At 53.4% G+C, this 18,694-nt stretch carries 17 protein-coding genes; 2 read left to right on the top strand and 15 right to left on the bottom strand.

The window, feature by feature from the left end:
- Positions 1-37 precede the first annotated feature (37 nt).
- Positions 38-1,033, bottom strand: a complete 996-nt coding sequence (locus DEP07_RS09795) for an ABC transporter permease (protein WP_173597786.1) — start codon at positions 1,031-1,033, stop codon at positions 38-40.
- A complete protein-coding gene (locus DEP07_RS09790; RefSeq protein WP_173597787.1) occupies positions 1,030-1,956 on the bottom strand; it encodes an ABC transporter ATP-binding protein in 927 nt (308 codons plus the stop codon). The genes DEP07_RS09795 and DEP07_RS09790 overlap by 4 nt, the downstream gene beginning before the upstream one ends.
- Before the next feature lie 131 nt (positions 1,957-2,087).
- Between DEP07_RS09790 and DEP07_RS09785 the strand changes: the two genes are divergently transcribed.
- Positions 2,088-2,876 carry a GDSL-type esterase/lipase family protein gene (locus DEP07_RS09785; protein WP_122964805.1) on the top strand — a complete coding sequence of 263 codons (789 nt, stop codon included), beginning with the start codon at positions 2,088-2,090 and terminating at the stop codon, positions 2,874-2,876.
- On the opposite strand, the gene DEP07_RS09780 is transcribed toward DEP07_RS09785, so the two are convergent.
- The 9 genes from DEP07_RS09780 to DEP07_RS09740 form a co-directional block, all read right to left on the bottom strand.
- The gene (locus tag DEP07_RS09780) at positions 2,868-4,103 is read right to left on the bottom strand and encodes an MDR family MFS transporter (RefSeq protein ID WP_122964804.1); all 1,236 of its coding nucleotides are present in this window, start codon (positions 4,101-4,103) and stop codon (positions 2,868-2,870) included. The genes DEP07_RS09785 and DEP07_RS09780 overlap by 9 nt on opposite strands.
- Positions 4,104-4,299: 196 nt before the next feature.
- Entirely contained in the window at positions 4,300-5,148 is an 849-nt protein-coding gene (locus DEP07_RS09775) for a YtnP family quorum-quenching lactonase (protein WP_122964803.1), read from the bottom strand.
- 69 nt (positions 5,149-5,217) lie between these two features.
- Positions 5,218-5,514, bottom strand: coding sequence for a hypothetical protein (locus DEP07_RS09770; protein WP_122964802.1), 297 nt, complete (start codon positions 5,512-5,514; stop codon positions 5,218-5,220).
- A gap of 165 nt (positions 5,515-5,679) precedes the next feature.
- Positions 5,680-7,683 (bottom strand): NADPH-dependent 2,4-dienoyl-CoA reductase, encoded by a 2,004-nt coding sequence (locus tag DEP07_RS09765; RefSeq protein WP_280649044.1) that lies wholly within the window; start codon positions 7,681-7,683, stop codon positions 5,680-5,682.
- Positions 7,684-7,905: 222 nt separating this feature from the next.
- On the bottom strand, positions 7,906-8,373 hold the full coding sequence (locus DEP07_RS09760) for a hypothetical protein (protein ID WP_173597789.1): 468 nt from the start codon (positions 8,371-8,373) through the stop codon (positions 7,906-7,908).
- Positions 8,374-8,459: 86 nt separating this feature from the next.
- Positions 8,460-8,771: a hypothetical protein gene (locus DEP07_RS09755; RefSeq protein ID WP_005828950.1), complete on the bottom strand. Its 312-nt coding sequence runs from the start codon at positions 8,769-8,771 to the stop codon at positions 8,460-8,462.
- A gap of 210 nt (positions 8,772-8,981) precedes the next feature.
- Positions 8,982-10,454, bottom strand: coding sequence for an LCP family protein (locus tag DEP07_RS09750; RefSeq protein WP_122964799.1), 1,473 nt, complete (start codon positions 10,452-10,454; stop codon positions 8,982-8,984).
- A 295-nt stretch (positions 10,455-10,749) separates the two neighbouring features.
- Complete coding sequence (locus tag DEP07_RS09745) at positions 10,750-10,887, bottom strand: hypothetical protein (RefSeq protein WP_167470311.1); 138 nt, start codon at positions 10,885-10,887, stop codon at positions 10,750-10,752.
- Positions 10,888-10,942: 55 nt separating this feature from the next.
- On the bottom strand, positions 10,943-11,896 hold the full coding sequence (locus DEP07_RS09740) for a carbohydrate kinase family protein (RefSeq protein WP_287102417.1): 954 nt from the start codon (positions 11,894-11,896) through the stop codon (positions 10,943-10,945).
- 249 nt (positions 11,897-12,145) lie between these two features.
- Here DEP07_RS09740 and DEP07_RS09735 point away from each other — a divergent pair, with 249 nt between their 5' ends.
- Positions 12,146-13,363 carry an MFS transporter gene (locus tag DEP07_RS09735; RefSeq protein ID WP_122964797.1) on the top strand — a complete coding sequence of 406 codons (1,218 nt, stop codon included), beginning with the start codon at positions 12,146-12,148 and terminating at the stop codon, positions 13,361-13,363.
- Between the two features lie 57 nt (positions 13,364-13,420).
- Here DEP07_RS09735 and DEP07_RS09730 read toward each other — a convergent pair whose 3' ends face one another.
- From DEP07_RS09730 to DEP07_RS09715, 4 genes are all read right to left on the bottom strand, one after another.
- Entirely contained in the window at positions 13,421-15,496 is a 2,076-nt protein-coding gene (locus DEP07_RS09730; RefSeq protein WP_173597791.1) for a YecA family protein, read from the bottom strand.
- An 81-nt stretch (positions 15,497-15,577) separates the two neighbouring features.
- Complete coding sequence (locus DEP07_RS09725) at positions 15,578-15,850, bottom strand: hypothetical protein (RefSeq protein WP_063230068.1); 273 nt, start codon at positions 15,848-15,850, stop codon at positions 15,578-15,580.
- A complete protein-coding gene (locus DEP07_RS09720) occupies positions 15,847-16,839 on the bottom strand; it encodes a hypothetical protein (protein ID WP_287102416.1) in 993 nt (330 codons plus the stop codon). Before DEP07_RS09720 ends, DEP07_RS09725 begins: the two co-directional genes overlap by 4 nt.
- 185 nt (positions 16,840-17,024) lie before the next feature.
- Positions 17,025-18,575, bottom strand: coding sequence for a hypothetical protein (locus tag DEP07_RS09715; protein WP_173599604.1), 1,551 nt, complete (start codon positions 18,573-18,575; stop codon positions 17,025-17,027).
- Between the last annotated feature and the right edge of the window lie 119 nt (positions 18,576-18,694).

Below are 18,694 nucleotides of genomic sequence, written 5' to 3'. Positions count from 1 at the left end.
ACGAACGAGAAGGAAAAAGGTAGCGCTTTTTTCCAAATTAGGAAGTGACGTCCCGGCGGATAAAGACGGTGTAGGCTACGATCAGAGCAGCTAAGGCCCATATACTCAGCACAGTCAAGGAAAACGGAAGCGTCATTCCTTTGATCGGAGGCAGTGTGCCATTCAAATAATCGGTCAACTGCAAATTGACGACGAACAAGTATTTGGACGACTCCCAGGAGGAGGCCATCTGGGTCAGAATCATGCCGCTGATCAAAGCCGCCATCATGACTCCCATCCCGGCGGCGGCGCTGCGGATCAGCACGGAAACCATGAACGTGATCGTTCCGACTACGAGGCACACGAACCAGCCCAGTCCGTACTGCATGAGCAAAAACTGCCACTGCGGCAACATGAACGCCCCTGCTGTCTGCAACTCTCCGCCTGCCACTTCGAAGCCGGTGAGCACAGGCAAGTCCCATCCGGAATAGCCAAAGACGAAGCCTGACAGCGAATAAGCCATAAACAGCGTCATCACCACGGTCAAGGACGTAAACAGCAGCAAAGTGATGTACTTGCTGGTCAACACCTTCCAGCGCCGAACGGGTCTGGTCAACAACAGCTTGATCGTCCCTTCGCTCAATTCCGCCGAGACGATATCGACTGCCAAAATGACGATGATCATCGGCAAAAACATGGAGATCGTCTGATCCATAAAGCCGCGAGCAAAAGTCGGACCTCCAGGCGCCATCGGGTTGATATCGTGGTCGAGATAATATTGCTGTTGCTGAATGCGGATTTTAATGATGTCGCGCCATTCGTCCGGGAGGCGGCTGGAAGCAAGCCTGTTTTGCATATCGACGATTTGCTGGGTCAAAAGCGGACGCCAGTCAGTCGTGCCCATGCGCTCCTGGGTGGTGATCACGGAACGATACTGCGCGTATGTAAAAATCGGGATAAGGATCGCCAGAATCAGCACGACGACGAGGAAGCGGCGGCGGCGCAGCAGTTTGACCGTTTCATTTTGGACGAGGCCCAGCATGCTTGGATTCATTTTTCTCCCCCTCCTGTCAACGTCAGGAACAAGTCTTCGAGCGTCACCGTTTTCGTGGCAATTCCCACGACCGGAACGCCTGCCTGAACCAGCGCCTGGTTGACTTCTCCTACCCGTTCCATATCCATGTGCGTTTTCAATCGGTCTTCTCCGACCGCGGCAATCTCCGTCACAGCCTTATGCCTACGCAACACGTCCATTGCCTTTTGCATATGCGCAGCGGAGATGGTCCATTCCACCTGATCGGCAAACTGCTCCATCAGCTCAGTCACCAGCCCAACGGAAATAACCTTCCCCTGGCTAATAATCGCTACCCGATCGCACATCATCTCGATCTCGCTGAGCAGATGGCTGGAAATGAACACAGCAAGTCCCTCTTCCTCCGCAAGCCGCCGGATAAACTGGCGCATTTCGCGGATGCCAGCCGGGTCCAGTCCGTTTGTCGGCTCGTCGAGAATCAAAATCTTCGGTCGGTGCAACAGCGCCTGCGCGATTCCCAGCCGCTGTCTCATCCCGAGCGAGTACGTCTTGACCTTGTCGTCAATCGCCCGTTCCAGATCGACGAAGCGCACGATCTCCTCTATCCGCTCCGGCGCAATCCCGCCGCTCATGCGGGCAAATTGCTCCAGGTTTTCTCTTCCCGTCAAAAATTTGTACAGCTCGGGATTTTCCACGATGCAGCCAACTTGCGCGATCGCTTCCGGGAAATTGTCCCGCAGCGATACTCCCCCGATGCGAATGTCTCCGCCATCTGCTTTTGCCAGACCGACCAGCATGCGGATCGTCGTCGTCTTGCCCGCTCCGTTTGGCCCGAGAAAACCAAACACTTCTCCGGCGAGCACTTCAAAAGTAATATCGTGAATAATCTGCTTTTTGCCGATTGTTTTTTGCAATCCTGATACTGCGAGGACCGTATCGCCCAATGTGCGCCCTCCTGTCTTTGTTTGCGCTGCCCGCGACTGACGCAAGCTCTGCGTTTATGGTACACTGGCATAAGATGTCCAACCACATTATACCATGTCTGTTCACTTCACATCGAATAGGAGGATAGCCGATGCGCACATCCGGCAAACTTCTCTGGCGGACCGCAGGGTTGCTGTCATTTCTGTCCTTTTTGCTCTTGGCTACAGGCTTTGTCCTGGCGATGAACCCGCAGCAGCTGGCCCCCGCTACAGGAACATCCCCTGCCGAATCCGCGAAAACGCCAGCGCCTTTGCCTGCTGAAGGCGTCCGCAAAATCGTCGCGCTCGGTGACTCGCTCACACGCGGTGCCGGCGATGCAAACGGTCAAGGATACGTCGGGCTCGTCCGGCAAGCGTTGGAAAAAAAGGCGGGCCACTCGATCACGTTTACCAACCTCGCGATTAACGGACAAGAGTCGACCGACCTGCTCAAGCAAATGTCCGAAGCACAGGTCAAAACGCTGATTGCCGATGCCGACCTGATCTTGTTCACCATCGGCGGCAACGACTTGTTCAGGCAAACCGGAGGACTTTACACGATTGAACAAGAAAAAGTGGCCGCAGCCATTGACAGGCTTACGACCAACTATGAGGAGATCATTCGACAAATTCGCGCGCTGAACAAAAAGGCGACGATCGTCTACACTTCTTTGTACAACCCGTTCGGCAATACGGAAGCGGCTGTGGATACGGTGCAACCTGTCCTGGACTGGAACAACTCCGCCTCGCAAATCGCGGCCCGCTACCCGCAAGTATTCGTCGTCCCGACTTATGACATGTTCTTGCGCAAGGAACAGTCGTACTTGTACACCGATCATTTCCATCCGAACACGGAAGGGTATTCGCGGATCGCCGAGCGGATCATGCAGGCGCTAGAGTGATTCCGCCCGCGCCTCGTTCAGCGATTTGCCGTGCGTGGCGAAGTACACCCGCTGACCTGCCCACTGGAAGGCGCTGCTGACCATGGAAAAGGCGGCTACGGTCAAGAACAGCGTCGTCCCGCCGTAAAGCCCGAGCAGCATGCCGCCCATCCACGGACCGATGAACTGCCCGAGGTTGCTGAAGCTTTTGGCACCGTAGTAGCTGCCGCGCATTCCTTCCGGCGCCATGCGGTCAATCAGGACGTCACCTGCGGTAAAGGTCAAGATTTCACCGAATGTAAACAACACCATGGCGATGATGAAAAGCGCCCAAGAGCCAGCGAACGCGTAGCCGATATCGCCCAGTGCATACATGACGTTTCCGACCACAATTGCGGTGAGGGGCGTCTTTTTTTCTGCCCATCTGGTCAAAGGCATCTGCATGAGCACGACGACAACTGCATTGATGCTCATGAGAATCGCGAACAGCTCCGCACCGGACGCCACTGTCATCTCCGTGAACTTGGCGAGCGTGGAGGACATTTGCGAATAGCCGACCGCTCCCAGCACCCCGGCAATCATGTACAGGCGGAATGCCTTGTCGTTCACGACTACGCTGAAGGCGCGGCCAAAAGTAATCGTCTCTTTCTTTTGCCCCTCGATTTGCTTGATCCCGAACTTGTTCAGCAATCTTTGCAAGCTGATGACGTACAGCAAGTAAATGAGCGCGGTAATCATAAAAGGCAGCGCGACGGACGTCTTCGCCAGCACAGCGCCCGCAATCGGACCGACCGCTACCCCTACGTTGATCGCCGTATAGCGAAGGCCGAATACGCGAAACCGTTTTTCCGGCGGCGTCACATCCGCCATCAGCGCCTGCGAGACCGGCTCATAAAACGAGCGACAGAGCCCGCCAGCCATATTGAGGAACAGCAAGACCAACGGGTTTTTGCTGATCGCAAAGCCGATAAAGACGAGCGTCCAGACGTACAACGCCCCCAGCATGACCCGTCTGCGTCCGATTCGGTCCGACAACGTCCCGGCAATAAAACCGCCAATCGTCCCGGCTAATGGGCCAGCTCCGATCGTCAAACCGATCATCGCCAAATCCATATCGGTATGATTCGACAAGTATAAAAACAAAAACGGCATGCTCATCGAACTAGCAGCCCTGACAAACACAGTCCCGACAATCAGCGACCAGACGATCGGGTGGTACTCCTGCAAACGTTTTTTAGTCCAGCTCATGCTCTCTTCTCCCCACAACTGTTCTGCTTGCGCCTTGCTACCAGAACAGACGCTCTGTGATGTTCCTATTGTAGTGAGGAGTCTATGGTTCGTCAATGAGCATTCAAAATTTTTGGATTATGAAAAATTTCTATGAGACTTATCAAAAATTCGATAGCTGCTAACTTGCAAAAAAAAGCCGGGGATCTCCCGGCCTTTACGCTTCTATTTTGATGTGCTCGATGATTTCACCTTTTTCATTGAGCTTGACCGCCCGGTAGACGGCGTCGTGATAAAACGTGAACCAGGCTCCTTGCTGGATGCCGCCGAGTATCCATTCTTCTTTCGCGAAAATCGACGTCATCGGGTAGTCGTCGTACGCCATGACCCACAGCGGATTGTGGTGGGTGTGCGTCGGCATGATGTCTGCGAGATGCAAAAGCAGTTGACCGCCGCTTTCCATGCGGACGATGGCATGTCCCTGGCTGTGGCCGCCCGTGTGATGCAAGCTAATGCCGGGAACGACCTCCAGCGTGTCGCCGTATGTTTGCACTTGCGCTTCAATCGGGCGCCAGTTTTCTTCCCAGTATGTATTGCGGGAACGAATGTTGGGCTCTCGCATTTCCGCCCATTCCTGCTCTTGTACGTAAATGACGGCGTTCGGAAAAGTCGAGACATGCTGCCCGTCCTGTACGGATACGAGTCCATTTGCGTGGTCGTAGTGCATGTGCGTCATGATGATGATATCAATATCAGCAGGCGTCAAGCCTTTTGCCGCCAGCGATTCTTTTACTTGCGATTCTTCCACGAGGCCGAAGTTGCGCTTCTGCTTTTCTGTCAGCCGATCGTTCCCCATGCCGGATTCGATCAAAATGCGTTTGCCATACGCCTGAATCAAAATCGGGTCTGCCCGAAGCGGAATCTGATTGCTTTCGTTGGGCGGATAGCGTTTGCTCCACAACGGCTTGGGAACCACGCCAAACATCGCTCCCCCGTCGAGCTGGGTCAAACCGCCTCTGAGCCACGTAAGTTGCAGCTCGCCTACTTGCCATTCGTTTGCTGTCAAATTCTTCGGCCTCCTCGCCTGTATCTATGTAGAGGGGAAAAAAGCGAAAAGCACCCTGCTCAGGGTGCCTTACAACTTCTCTGCCACACTCACAGTTCTGGTCGCTGGCGCGATTTCCAGCAGCAGCTCGCTGGAGACGGCCTGCACGGTGACATCTGAGTCGGAACGTCTATGATGAAGCACGAGTTGAGCAACCTTTTCATTTTCACGGTAAACGCTGATAAGTGTCTGAAGTGGGTTAGCACTACCACCTGCAATCATCTTAAACCCCGGGGCAATCGTAAACGTCCATCCCTCCACTTCTGCTACAGGTGCAGTGGAGTACAGGAAGTAACGCTTTCCTAATAGAATGCCGTTATGGTTCATCAAGGCGAAAGCCCCCAATCAAATGAATTTGAACAGTATGCTTCCATTGTGCAAGAATTTAAGTATGTTGAAAAGCGATTCGACAAAAGTTCTAAAAAGACGACATACTTTTTTCATCATACACGATCCAATGTATTTTCGGAATAGAAAAACTTTTGCAGGGCATCAAATCGCCCTTCCCACCTGTGCTCCTTCCAAAATCGCCCGCTTGGCGTCCAGCTCCCCTGCCTCTTTTGCGCCGCCGATCAAATGCACCGGAATGCGTCCTGCAAGCGCGTGATACAAGGCATCATTCGGCGTAGCTCCCGCCGCGATGATCACCGTATCAGCCGGAATGACCTGCTCTTCGCCATTGCGGGTAATGTACACACCTTCTTCGGCGATCCGCTTATACTCGATCTCGGTCAGCATCTCTACGCCGTTTTGCTTTAAATAGGCCAAAGTCGCCCAGCGCGTCGTTTTGCCCAGCCCGGTGCCGACGTGCTTGCCCCTGCGCAGCATGAAGACCTTTCTTTTGCCTGTTTGCAGCTTGTGCAGAGCTTTCGCATCCAAAATCCGATACGCGAGCAAATACTCCGCTGCTTCCGGTGAAATCACCTCGTCATGGACGAGCAAGTGGGACAAGTCACAGGCAATTCCCCCTGCGCCCACGATCACGACCTTGCTTGCGACCTTCACCTTGTGCTCAAACACTTCATTGTACATGACGACGTGCGGCAGCTCCTGGCCCGCAATCTCCGGTCTGCGCGGAACAACGCCTGTCGCGATGACGACTTCCGCAAAGCCTTCGCGCACCAATTCGTCCGCGCTCGCTTCCGTGCCCAGCCTGACTTCTACCCCCAGCTTGACCAGCTGCGTCTGATAATAGCGCAACGTCTCGTTAAATTCGGCCTTGCCTGGCACTTGTCGCGCGTAGTTCAACTGCCCGCCGATGCGCTCCTGCTTTTCGAACAGAACAACCTCGTGCCCCCGCTCAGCCAGCACGCGGGCTGCTTCCAATCCGGCAGGGCCAGCGCCCACGACCGCGACCTTTTTGCGGACAGTTGCCTGTGCCAACGCCCACTCCACCTCTCTGCCGACCATCGGGTTGACCAGACAGGATGCGACCTTGCCATCGAAAATATGATCGAGGCAAGCTTGGTTACAGGCGATGCACGTATTGACTTCATCAAAACGTCCCTGAACGCTTTTCGCGACGATTTGCGGGTCAGCCAAAAACGGACGGGCCAGCGAAACGAGATCGCAGCGGCCAGCCTGCAAAATTTCTTCTGCGTGACGGATGTCGTTGATCCGGTTGCTGGCGATGACCGGGATGTGGACAGCCTCTTTGACTTGCTGGGCGACCCACACATACGCTCCGCGCGGCACCATCATGGAGATCGTCGGCACTTTCGATTCATGCCAGCCAATCCCGATATTGAGCGCGTCAACCCCGGCCTCCTCCAGCATCCGGGCGAATTGCAGCGTTTCTTCGATCGTGGTGCTGTCCGGAATCAGATCAAGCCCGGACATTCGGAACAACACAGGAAAATCACGGCCAACTGCTTCCCGCACGCGCTTCGCTACTTCCACCCCAAAGCGTGTCCGCCGCCCAAAGTCTCCTCCCCATTCATCCTGCCGCTGGTTGGTCACAGGAGAGAGAAACTGATTGATCAAATACCCTTCCGACCCCATGATTTCGACAGCGTCAAAACCAGCTTTCTGCGCCCGCACCGCACCACTGGCAAAAGCGGCAATCGTCCGTTCAATGCCAGCCTCGTCCAGCTCCCGCGGCTGTGTGCGATTGATCGGCGCCTGCAACGGCGAGGGAGCTACCGGATCGAGTCCTGTCACCTCTTTGTACGCGTAGCGGCCCGCATGGAACAGTTGCAACGCGATTTTGCCCTTTTGCTGGTGCACTTTTTCTGTAATGATCCTGAGCTGTTCGATATGTTCATCGAGAAACACGTTGCAGTAGACCTCACCCATGCCACCCTCCGGCAGCACAGCCGCTCCTCCCGTCACGATCAATCCTGCTCCCCCGCTGGCTCGCTCCGCATAAAAATCTGCGAGGCGCTCTACGCCGTTCGGCAGCTTCTCCAGCCCGACGTGCATCGAGCCCATGATGATCCGATTCGGCAGTGTCATCGCTCCGAGCCGGATCGGCTGTTGGACATTTGCAAGCTTCATGATAGGACCCCCTCAAACAAGAATGAATGCTCATTCATTTTCTGTTTAATCGATTCTGCATCTCTGCCCGCAAATCCTGCCCGCTGTTTCCGCAAAACAAACAAAACATGGGGAGCGCCTGCCGCCTTTGCAGCAAACCGCTTGCCTTTCTTTCTAGACCGGGAAGCAAAAAAAGCCGAGAGGTGTCCCTCCCGGCCTGTGCTTCGCTTTGCTCGTCCCGGCTTATCCCAGCTTGACCAGCTCTCCCAAATCCGCTGCAAACCGCTCCAGCGTCTCGTTCAGCGCGGTCTCTTGCTCTGCACGCTCTGGCGTCTGCACGACAAAGTGGTAGTCCACCTGTACAGATGCCTCCACCAGCTTGCCTGGCTCGGTATAGCGGCGTTTCTCGGTAACCGAGCATTCTGCTACCCGCCCTCTCGCCTGCTCCCACAAGTCCTGAACCTGTTTTTCCTGGAGTTTGCCCGGATATTGAATCTCTACCTCAACTTCGCAGCTCTGCTCGTCTTCCAGCAAAAAAAGATGAATCGTTGCCGTCGGCTGTTCCTCTTCAAAAGAGCTTGCGAAGGTGATCATGACCTCGCGCATTTCTTCGTCTTCCAGCAAGGAGCGATCCGAACGCAAAACGACATCCGTAATCATCCCTCGTGTAGACAGCAGTTGATTTAGTTTTTCTACCAATAATTGCAGCACGGTAAATGGTTCCTCCTGTAAATGCGTTATTCCCTATCCAGCTAGAAGTATAGCACGATTGCCCGGTGCGCGAAAAACCCCTTCGCTCAGGAAGGGGTCGGTGTATTGTTCATATTTTTTTGATTCATAAATTCAGAGAGCCAGGCGCGTCTTACTTCTTTGTTTGGGCAATAGCCTAAAATGTAGCTTTCCCCGCGCATATATTTTTCCTTGATCCACTCTTTATGCTTGCGGAAAAAGGCGTGTTGGAAATCGATCGGCATTTGCTGATATTCTTCCAGCGCTGAGGGGTTCTGGAGGAAAAAATCTTCATCGTACACAAGCTCTTCATTTTGTTGGCGGCTGATCAGGTACACAAAGGCAATCACCAGAAACAGGTTCACCAAGAAAATCGTCATCCAAATCCCTCCAGTCAGGTAAGTATTTTTCTGATTAATCTGTCTTATCAGCATATTATTATTGTACCACGAATTTGGTGTTTTCTAAACCTTTCGTTTCATTTTTTATAAAAAAAGTTCTATTGAAAACAGAAAAGGCTTGGCAACGTTTTGCCAGCCTCATTAAAAAGCACCCGCTCTTTTTCAAGAAACGGGTGCTTTGCCTGCTTGCTATGATGGAGTCGTTGTCGGGTTCGATGCTGGTGCTCCGCCGTCCTGTCCGGTTGCAGGCGGAGAAACGATATCGGGAGGTGGTGCCGTAGTCCCGCTATTTCCTGCTGGAACGGCAGGAGGCTGCTGGATGACAGTCCCATTCGGAACTGTCGTCTGCGACTCAGGTGTAGTCGTCTGGCCCTGCTGTTCCGGATTCGCTACATCTGGCGGTGGAGTCGTTCCATCCGTCACGCTTTCCTCGCCCTCTGCGACTTCCTGCTCCGTCGACTTTTTCGTCTCTTCGCTTGCTTTCGGCTTGGCCGAAGCTGCCGACTCCGTCGTTTTCTTTTTGGTCGATCGGTTGCTGCTCGATGCCGACACAGTTGATTCCCCTGATCCCAATGTCGGGGAGTTGTTCAGCTTTGCTACTACATTGCCGGACACGCCCATTTCCGCTTGCAAGGAATCGCGAATCAGATCGAGCTTCTCTTTTTCCAGGAACGTATAGCCGCCTTGCCAATAAGCGCCGTTGTCCAGCGTCGTCAGCGTCGAAGCGCTAAATCCTTTGAAGTCGTACGCGAGTCCCTTAATTTGTTCTTTGGACAGGTCCGTATGTATATGCTTTTTCCCTACGTCCATGATGTTGAAAACTTTGGTCAATCCATCCAGGGAGCCTACCTTGTCAACGACGGCACGAATCACTTCCTGCTGGCGTCGATTGCGGTCGAAATCGCTGGAGTAATACTTGGTTCCCCGATTGTCGTGGCGGTGGCGTACATAACCAAGCGCCTGCTCGCCATTCAGCTTCTGCAGTCCAGGATTGAGGTTGATGTGCGTATCGTCAGTCGGATCGTCGTAAACGAGCTTGCGGTCGACATTGACCTCGACACCGCCCAGCTCGTCGATCACAGCTTTGAAGCCATCAAAATCGACCGCTACGTAATGTTCGATGGGAATCCCCAAAATTTCGTTCAATGTTTTCTTCGTGAGCGAAATTCCGTCCTCTGTCGGCGTCTGCTTGTTTCGCTCGGCCTGTCTGCGCTCAGCCTCGCCGTTGGCGTAAACCGAGTTGATTTTGTGATAATCGCGATATCCCGGAATTTTCACACGCGTATCGCGCGGGATGGAGACCATCGTTACTTTTTTCGTCTCCGGGTTGGCTACCGCGACAATCATCACGTCCGTGTTCATCGAGCCTGTCTCTGGCCGTGAATCGGAGCCGAGCAAGACGAAGGACATCGGCTTGTCAGAATGATAGACCGGGTCCACATTTTTGGATACTTCAGAGGTAAAACCATTTTCTACAGGGCTCGTTACTTCGTCCAGAGTGTCTTCAATTTTCCAATAAATTGCTCCAGCGACACCGCCGACCAGCAACAGAACCGTCAAGGCGAAGATCGTCAGGAATCTGCGCAGCTTCCGGCTACGGGTTGGCTGCTGCTTCTTCTTGCGCGGAGCAGAAGCGCGTGTTTTTGCAACAGTTTCTGGCATATGTATCAATCTCCTTGTTCGCGCACGCTTTTTGACAAAAGAAAAGGGAGGCACAATTGGGAACAGTGCCACTTAACCAGATGAACTAATATTTTCTTCTGTTGGTAATCATCTGATTCAGGTATTGTACCATAGGATTGTCTGCATTTGTAGAAAAATGTTCCTTTCACGCAAAACTCCCCTACCGTTTTTGTCGATAGAGGAGTTTTTTTCTGTGAAAAACGTCCCGGCATTTTTTGCCGAAAAAAGAGGTGACCGCTTGCGTTGGGCAAAGCGGTCACAATCGGTTTGCTGTTTATTGCAGACCTTTTGGCGCCTGGCTAAAACCTTGCACTGGCCCATCTGGCTGCTTTTGCTTGGAGCGGTGCGAATCGCCGCCTTGACGCACGTGGCTTTCTTGCTTGCCGTTCACATCGTTTGACTTCTTTTCCATGTACACTCCTCCTTGGGACAAAATACCCAATTAGTGTACGCCGTTCTATGTACCCTCATTCCCGCTCGAAAATTTGCATCTCTTTTCCAGTAAAAGACTGTTTTCGCTGCATGAGCAGTTCCAGATTGTAAGGGCGATGTTTGTCGCGGCTCATTTCCGCAAGCGCCATTCCGTAGGCCGCTTGTTCCCGCAGCAGGGGCGTCCGATGCTGCGCAAAAAGAATGCCCGCGGCAAAAGCGTCGCATGCCGCTTCGCGAATCGGCGCAGGAGGAGCGGCGATCCAGATCGATTCGGCTTCCCGGCACAAATACAGGCCCGCTTCGCCGCAGTTGATCATCAGCTGGCGCACGCCTTGTTCGAGCAATCGTTTCGCGCATACTTCCACATCGTTAAAGGAATGCAGCGATTGGCCGGACAATATTTCTATCTCATCAATGCTCGCAATCAGCACATGCACCCCATGCAAAAGGGGCCGCCATTTTTCCGCCTTTTTCACGGAGACAGGATCGACAGCAACGATTTTTCCCAGCCTGTTTGCCTCTTCCAAAAAGGCGTGCATGACCGGCACGGGCAAGTTTGCATCCATAAACAGGCCGGCAGCTTGCGGCAGGCGCTCCATAGCCTGACGGACAAGCTCCTCTGTCCACGCCTCGTTGACTTCCATGTCTGCCACTGCTGTGTACAGCTCTCCGTCGAGATCGCGAATCGCCAAATACCTGCCAGTCGATTTGCCAGCAATCCGCAACATCCCGTGGGTCGATACTCCGCTTTTGGCCGTCACTTGCCGCAGCCATTCCCCGTCAGCATCCTCTCCCACAAGAGCAAAAAGCTGTACTTCTTCCCCAAGCCATCCCAGATTTTCTGCCACATTACGAGCTACTCCGCCTGCCACTTGCTGAACATGCCCCGGATTGCTCGTTCCAGGCAGCAATCTGGCAGAAGTGACTCCTTGCACGTCCACATTGGCTCCACCCACGCATAGCCAGTATTCGGTAATCCCTTTCAGCACTTCGGCACTCCTCCCAGCCTTTTGCTCATGGTCTCGTCCTTCATCTTTTCGACAACGCATTTGCATTTACCTACCGATCCCAAAACTTCATCGTGGAAGACGAAGCGTATATCTCGTCGGCATATTCCATCCAGACAGTGATGACGCCTCCAGCCCATCCGTGCTACAGTGAGAAAAAGTCAACGGCAACTTCTCACTGAACAAGAAGCTGCACGATTTTCCCACTCTGAATAATGGAGATGAACTGACATGAGTGCCACATCGACACCGCTGCAAGCGTCTGGGGCAACAACAGCAGCACCTACCGTGTATCGCATGCTGTTTGCCATCAGTCTCGTTCATTTGCTGAACGACAGCTTGCAAGCGGTCATTCCGGCCTTGCTTCCCATCGTGGAAAAAAATCTGGCGTTGACCTTCACACAAGTCGGCTTCATTCTTTTGGTCATGAACTTGACTGCATCCGTCTTGCAGCCTGTTGTCGGTTACTTCTCCGATCGCAAGTCACAGCCGTTTCTGCCTCCGCTTGCCTTGCTCGTCTCCGGGCTCGGGATGCTCGCTCTCGCTTTTGCAGGCAGCTACTCCTTCGTTCTCGTCGCTGTTGCCTGTGTCGGTATCGGCTCCGCTGTCTTTCACCCGGAGGCGTCCCGTTTTGCGCATCAGGCATCCGGCCCGCGCCGCGGCTTGGGGCAATCGATTTTTCAGGTCGGCGGAAACGCAGGCCAAGCGCTTGCTCCGCTCATGACGATTCTCGTCTTCGCCAATCTCGGCCAGCCGGGAGCGGCCTGGTTTTTGCTTCCGGCGGTTTTGGCAAGCGGCGTTCTGCTTTACGTGGCGCTGTGGTATCGCGGTCAACAAAGGCTGAAAAAAGCCGCTGCCGCGGTCGTGACGTACACGAACCGAAAGCAGCGGCTCGTCGCCTTGTGGCTGCTCATCCTGATCGTCAGCGTCCGCTCCTGGATGAATGCGGGCTATCAGAGCTTTTATCAATTTTACTTGATGTACGTCAAACATATGGATTATTCCAGCGCCCAGCTAGTTGTGTTCGGCTTCCTGCTCGCCGGAGCCATCGGCACCTTTTTTGGCGGACCTCTGTCGGACCGATTCGGAAAACGCAATCTGCTGATTCTCTCGACACTCGGCGCGTTGCCGTTGACCTTGCTGACGCCTTACGTCTCCGGCTTCTGGTCTTTTCCCCTGCTGCTCGTAAGCGGCTTCATCATGCTGTCCAGCTTTTCGGTCACCGTTGTTTATGCCCAGGAGCTTTTGCCAGGCAAAATCGGCACCGTGTCCGGCTTGATTATTGGCTTGGCTTTCGGCATGGGCGGCATGGGTGCTCTCGCTTTTGGCTACTTGGCAGATATGTTCGACCTTGGCTTCGTCATCACCCTCTGCTCGGTGCTCCCGTTAATTGGTCTGGTCGGATTTTTGCTGCCGAAAGACAAGACCTTGCAATCGTGGGTGCAATAAAAGCACGCTTTTGCGTCAAAAGAAAAAACCCGAGGAGCGATTCCTCGGGTTTTGTTTTTATACCAAGACGCCAGTCGGCACACCCAGCAAATGGGCAATCGCTGGCGGATACAGCTCAGGCGTGCTGTACAGACGCCAGTTGCCATCCTCGCCTTTGCCAAACACGCCGGAAATCATCCAGTCAGGCGCCAGCACGTCTTTTCCGTCAGCAGCGATAGCCAACGTGATTTTTTCACCATCAGGACGTTTGGCAACCCAGCCGTTTGCGGCTGTATCCAGCAAGAGCAGCGTTTCCTCCGCTACTTCTTTCGGAGCGGAAGTGTTGCCGTACAAGTTCTGATTGGCTTCCTTTTCCAGTACGCCACGCAAACGGTATGCTTCTGGCAGCGTCTCTTTCAGCTCTGCCAGCAAAGACTGCATGTTCGCGTACAAGGCACTGGCTCCTTGCTTGTCCAGCCACTTGAAGAATGCGGTCAGAACAGACAGCAGGTTTGTTGCCAACGTTTTCGTCGCAGCATCTGCACGTGTAAAAATGTCATGAACGAGGAAATAAGCAAGCTCCTCCTTGCGCAGCTGCTCCCAGGTAAACGCAGGGCCAAACGCGCCTCTGACAAAAGAGCGGAAGTTGTTCATAACCTCATCATATTTTTTGACCGTAGCTTCCGACTTGCCTTCTGTCATCTCTTGCACGAAGCGATTGATGTCAGCGAGTCGGTCAGGATGCACGGTGTACACACTTTCTGGCAAGCCTTCGATCAATGGTCGGTTGAGCAGGTTGTTCACGTGCAGGCTGGCATTGGACAGGCTCAGGCGCGGACGGAGCATGTCCATCCGAATGAAACGGGCAATGCCTTGTCCTACTTTGTGATCCTGTTCCATTTGCACCAGGAGGCTTTCCAGCTTGGCGTGAAGCTCTTTGCTGTCTGACGCCGCCACCAAAACAGGAGGCAGGTCGTCGAGCGCATCCTGCGGGTTCACCAGCCATTTTTCCGCAAAATACGTCTGCACAGCCCATTGCAATACTTTTGGCGGCAATGTCGGCTGGCTCGTAATGAACAAGGTTCCTTTGGACAGTCTGGAACCAGTCGAGGTCAGGACGCGAATCTCTTCCTCTTTTTCGTAAGCGAGCAGCAAAAGCAGCTGCGCCACTTCCTCCAGCTCCGAAGCGTATCCTTCCAGATACAGCTTGTCGCCTTCCAAAATTGCCTCTGCCTGCACTTCATACAGTTCAAGCAACGCATCTTTCAGCGCCGGGAACAGATGCTCTTCCTTGCGTGTCGCATATACCCAGATTTCCTTGGCGCCATCGGACTTTTTCAGCTCGAAAGCTGGATTGGCCTCGATCGCTTTGGAAAGCTGATCGCGATTGGGCAACACATACGTGCGGCGCAGCAAGGTGCCTTGACCAGATGCTGGCTGTTCGCTGCCTGTTTCTGTCCCGCCGAACTGAACGATGAAACGGTACAGCTCCGTCGTATACACTCTTTTGCCCGCGTCTTCTGCCGCATGCTCCACTTCCGGATGCTGATTCAGCCATTCCAGCAAGCTTTCTTTGACATGCGGCTGCAAAATGATGCTGCCGGAAAAGAGCATGTTGCGCAAGCCGAGGTTCAACAGGCGACCGACGATCATCTGGCCTGGCATGACATTCAGGCTATTGGAACGCAAAATGTAATGCTTTTCCAAAGTGAGCGGATGTTGAACCGTCATGACATCGCGGTCTACTTCCGTGATCTCGTATACGTTCAGATGCAAGCCTGCAAAAGCACGACGGAGGTCAGGCTCCATCCGGCGGCCGTGCTGCTTGATGTAGTTCTCCAGCAGCGTGCTTCCGCCTGTTCTCACATCCAGGACACACCAGTTGAAGAAATGCGCAGCCCACTCTGGACGCGTGACTTCTTCTTCGGTCAAGCCCACTTCTGCTGCAAAACGGCTGCGCGCTTCGGAAATGGTCTCGCTGGTGACATTGCCACCTACGAAATGGTTCAGACGCTCGACCCAGCCTGCATATTCTTTCTGCAATTTTTGTTCATGACGGCTGCGCAGTTCGGTAATCGGTGTAACGACTCCGCAGCACTTCTTGTATTTTTTTCCGCTCCCGCACGGGCACAGTTCGTTTCTTCCTACTGACATAGAGGGTTTGGATCTCCTTTCCATCCCACGCGGCATGCGCGGGGAATCCTACACAATCCCCCTATATTACCGCATTTTCCATCATGTGTTCAAGTGTTCTCGTTTTGGCTCATGTGCGATTCCCACATCGCCGTTGCCTTCCCACTGGGAAATAAACAGCTCCAGACGGTTCATCAAGCGGACGATGCGCTGCTTTTCGCTCATGCATGTAGATATAGCAGAGAGCTGGTTGGCGGCAAAAAGTTCCACCACTTCCCGCTCCATGTCTTGAAGGCGAATCCGATAACTCGCGATGATGTCGCGCAGCAAATCAAATCGCTGTTCCAACCGGATCATGGCCTCAAGTTTACTCATTGTTGCTCACTGGTTGCCAGTACTTGCTGAATGCCAAGTACGATTTGCTCATGCTTATGTTTCTCTTTCATCAGCACTTCTATAGCTTGCATATTGCTTTGTTGGAAATGCGCGACGACTTCCTGGGACATCTCCTGATTGCGGCCTTCCAGGCGGCTGATTGCTTCTTGCAGCAATTGTTGTACTTCCTCCAGCACTCGTACATTCGTAGCGTTTGTCATGTTCGTTTCCTCCTTGGTAAAAATTGTTTCTTCTTGTTTCGGTTCCTGATGCAACGGGCTTGCTGTTTCGGGTGCAACTTCCTCTGTTTCATTCTCGATGACGGCTATCGATTCAGAAGAGTCCGCCGCTGCGATTTCTTCCGCAGCCAGCTCCTCATCGGTTTCCTCACTGCGAACAATGATATACAGCGTTTCTCCCTCGACCCGGAATCGGTCATCCAGCAGGGGCAGAAAAGCGGCATCCCCGGCGATCCCCACCTCTTGCTCCAGAAAATGGACAAGCGAGCGGGCAGCTACGTGCGTGATGCCGTTATCCCGGCAATAATCGTAGACTTGGTCGTTTGCCTGCGTCCACTCTGCCAGGAACCATCGGTCGTCGCCTTGATACTGAACAAAGCGAGGGTCGCGTTCCAATTGCAACATGCGAAGGATCTGATTCCAGCCAAACTGCGTCTGACGGCGCAACTCAGCGACGATCTGTTCCAGCTTTTTAGGCGTTTGGGTATCGCGCAAAAAGCGGTGCGCCAAATCGTACACCTGATGCGGCTGGTAAGTGATCTCCACGATCGCCTCCGAGCTGGCAATCCGTACAGGCGACTGCTCCATCTTCAACACTTTATCAAGTAGTGTCGCGCTATCCAGATCCAAAAAAGCCGTCAGCTCATTCACTTCCATCCGGGAGCAAATCTCCGTACGTGGGAGGGAGCGCTCGCCGGACCGGAACACCTTTTTGACAATACTTGGTAGGGTATAGGTTGGCCGTTTCATGCACTTTCTCCTTCTCGTGATCGGCATTTTTGCCAAATCAAATGGGAATCAAGAAGATATTCTACAAAAAGCAAAAAAATCCTACTAGCTGTGAAGTGTTTGTCTATTTTGAAAAGAAAGGCATGGGACAATCCATGCAAACAACCCGGCAGCACACAGCCACGCCGGGTCGTTGCCTGTTTTGGTTACTCGGTCAGCTCACGCCAGTTGCCCGCTACTTCGCCTGTTTTGGCTTCCACCTGCAACGCTTCCGTATCCGCCGTCGGCACATACGCGAGCTGCGGAGTGGCAGCTGTCTGCCCGCCGATCTGCGGATAGAAGTACGCAAGGCGCAAAGCAGCATGCTTCAGCAACATCTCTTTGGCTCGCTCCTGACCGATGACCCCTTGTTTGTCCAACGCGGCTGGCATCGCGGCTGTTTCGTTCACCTTTGCTTTGACGACGTTCCCTTTTTTCGCGTCTACTTCGATGGTAAACAGCGGAGTTTTCGCGCGGATTCCATTGGCCTCGGGATAAAAATCGTACTGGTAGAGCGGCCGCACCACATTTTGATCGGCCCATCCGGGCAAGTAGTCAACCGGGCGGGTTTGTTTGACCACAAAGCTCTGTTCCCTGGACAACAAATTCGTTTCTGCAAAACGGAGGGCCAACGCTTTTGCTTCATCTTCACTCAGCGGTTTTTCCCGTTCGCTTTGGGCCGAGCCATCCAGGGAAAAGGCAAGCAATGACTTCGATTTCCGCTCTACCAGCACGGAGGCACTCTGGTACATTCTCGCGTTCCACTCGTACAGATCGGTGTCGCGTTTCTTTTGTTTCACGGATGGGGCCTCGAATGTCAGGCTGCTCATTTTCAGCGCGAAGTTCTTCGCAAGCCACTCTTCCATTTTAGTGCGATCGCCCCAGCTTGAGTTGCCAGCGGTTCCTTTCAGCTTGACGGTTTCCGTTGCCGTGACAGTGACTTCCGGGACGATTTCTCCGGTCAGGGCATCCACAACCGGGAGCTTGACCGGCTCGTATACGAGCTTGCCCGCAGCGGTATCGTAAACAAGCTGCACGTCCAGGTCATTGCCCCACGCGCTCGCCGCCTTTTCCAGAGCGATCGCTTTTTTCGGGTCAGCTACCTCCGTTGCCAGTGGAAGCTTCTTTTTCTCTTGCCAAAAGTGCACAATCTGTCCCGAAGCATCGATATAGGCGCGACCCATCTCCTTTTTCACCCAGACGCCGTTGAGCACCGGATAAAACGGCACGACTGCCAGGCGGTCGAGTCCCGCTTTCCGCTCTGTAGAGAGCATGGGCTGTGTCGCTATGACGATATGGTCAGGCACGTTCTCGCGAATAAAATCCGTCAGCTTTTTGTAGGTTGCTTGTTTGTCCCACTTTTGCTGATCACGGTCAGCGCCATTCAGTTTTAAGGAAGTAATGTTTCCATCTGCATCGACGACGAGATCGAGAAAAATATTTGCGGTAATCACGCTTTTTCGGTCGGACAGAGCAAGGATCGTCTCGGACTTGCTGCCTTTTCCGATCGCATCGACGTGCAGGTCGGACAAAAGCGGCACGTAATCTTCCTTCAAATCGACCAAAAGCTTGCGTATATCGTCAGGCAGCGGCATGACTTCGAGATCAGATTTGCCGTCGTAGGCATAGACAGGTGCCGCTGTTCCAATCGCAGCTCCCGGCACGGCGAGAACTGTCGCCACCAGCATTACTTCAATCATTTTGCTGCTTTTTTTCATAGCAAACTCCTCCTTTGCAAGCCAATCTTGTAGTAAGACGGTACAGGAAGGAAAAGGTTTCAGAAAATTTGTTCGGCACAAAAAAGCCAACTGCCTGATTCGAGCAGTTGGCTTTCTGG

Source organism: Brevibacillus sp. (assembly GCF_003521185.1).
Classification (GTDB): Bacteria; Bacillota; Bacilli; order Brevibacillales; family Brevibacillaceae; genus Brevibacillus; species Brevibacillus parabrevis.
Note: the sequence above shows the minus strand (reverse complement) of the source record. Positions and strands in the feature narration are given on the sequence as shown.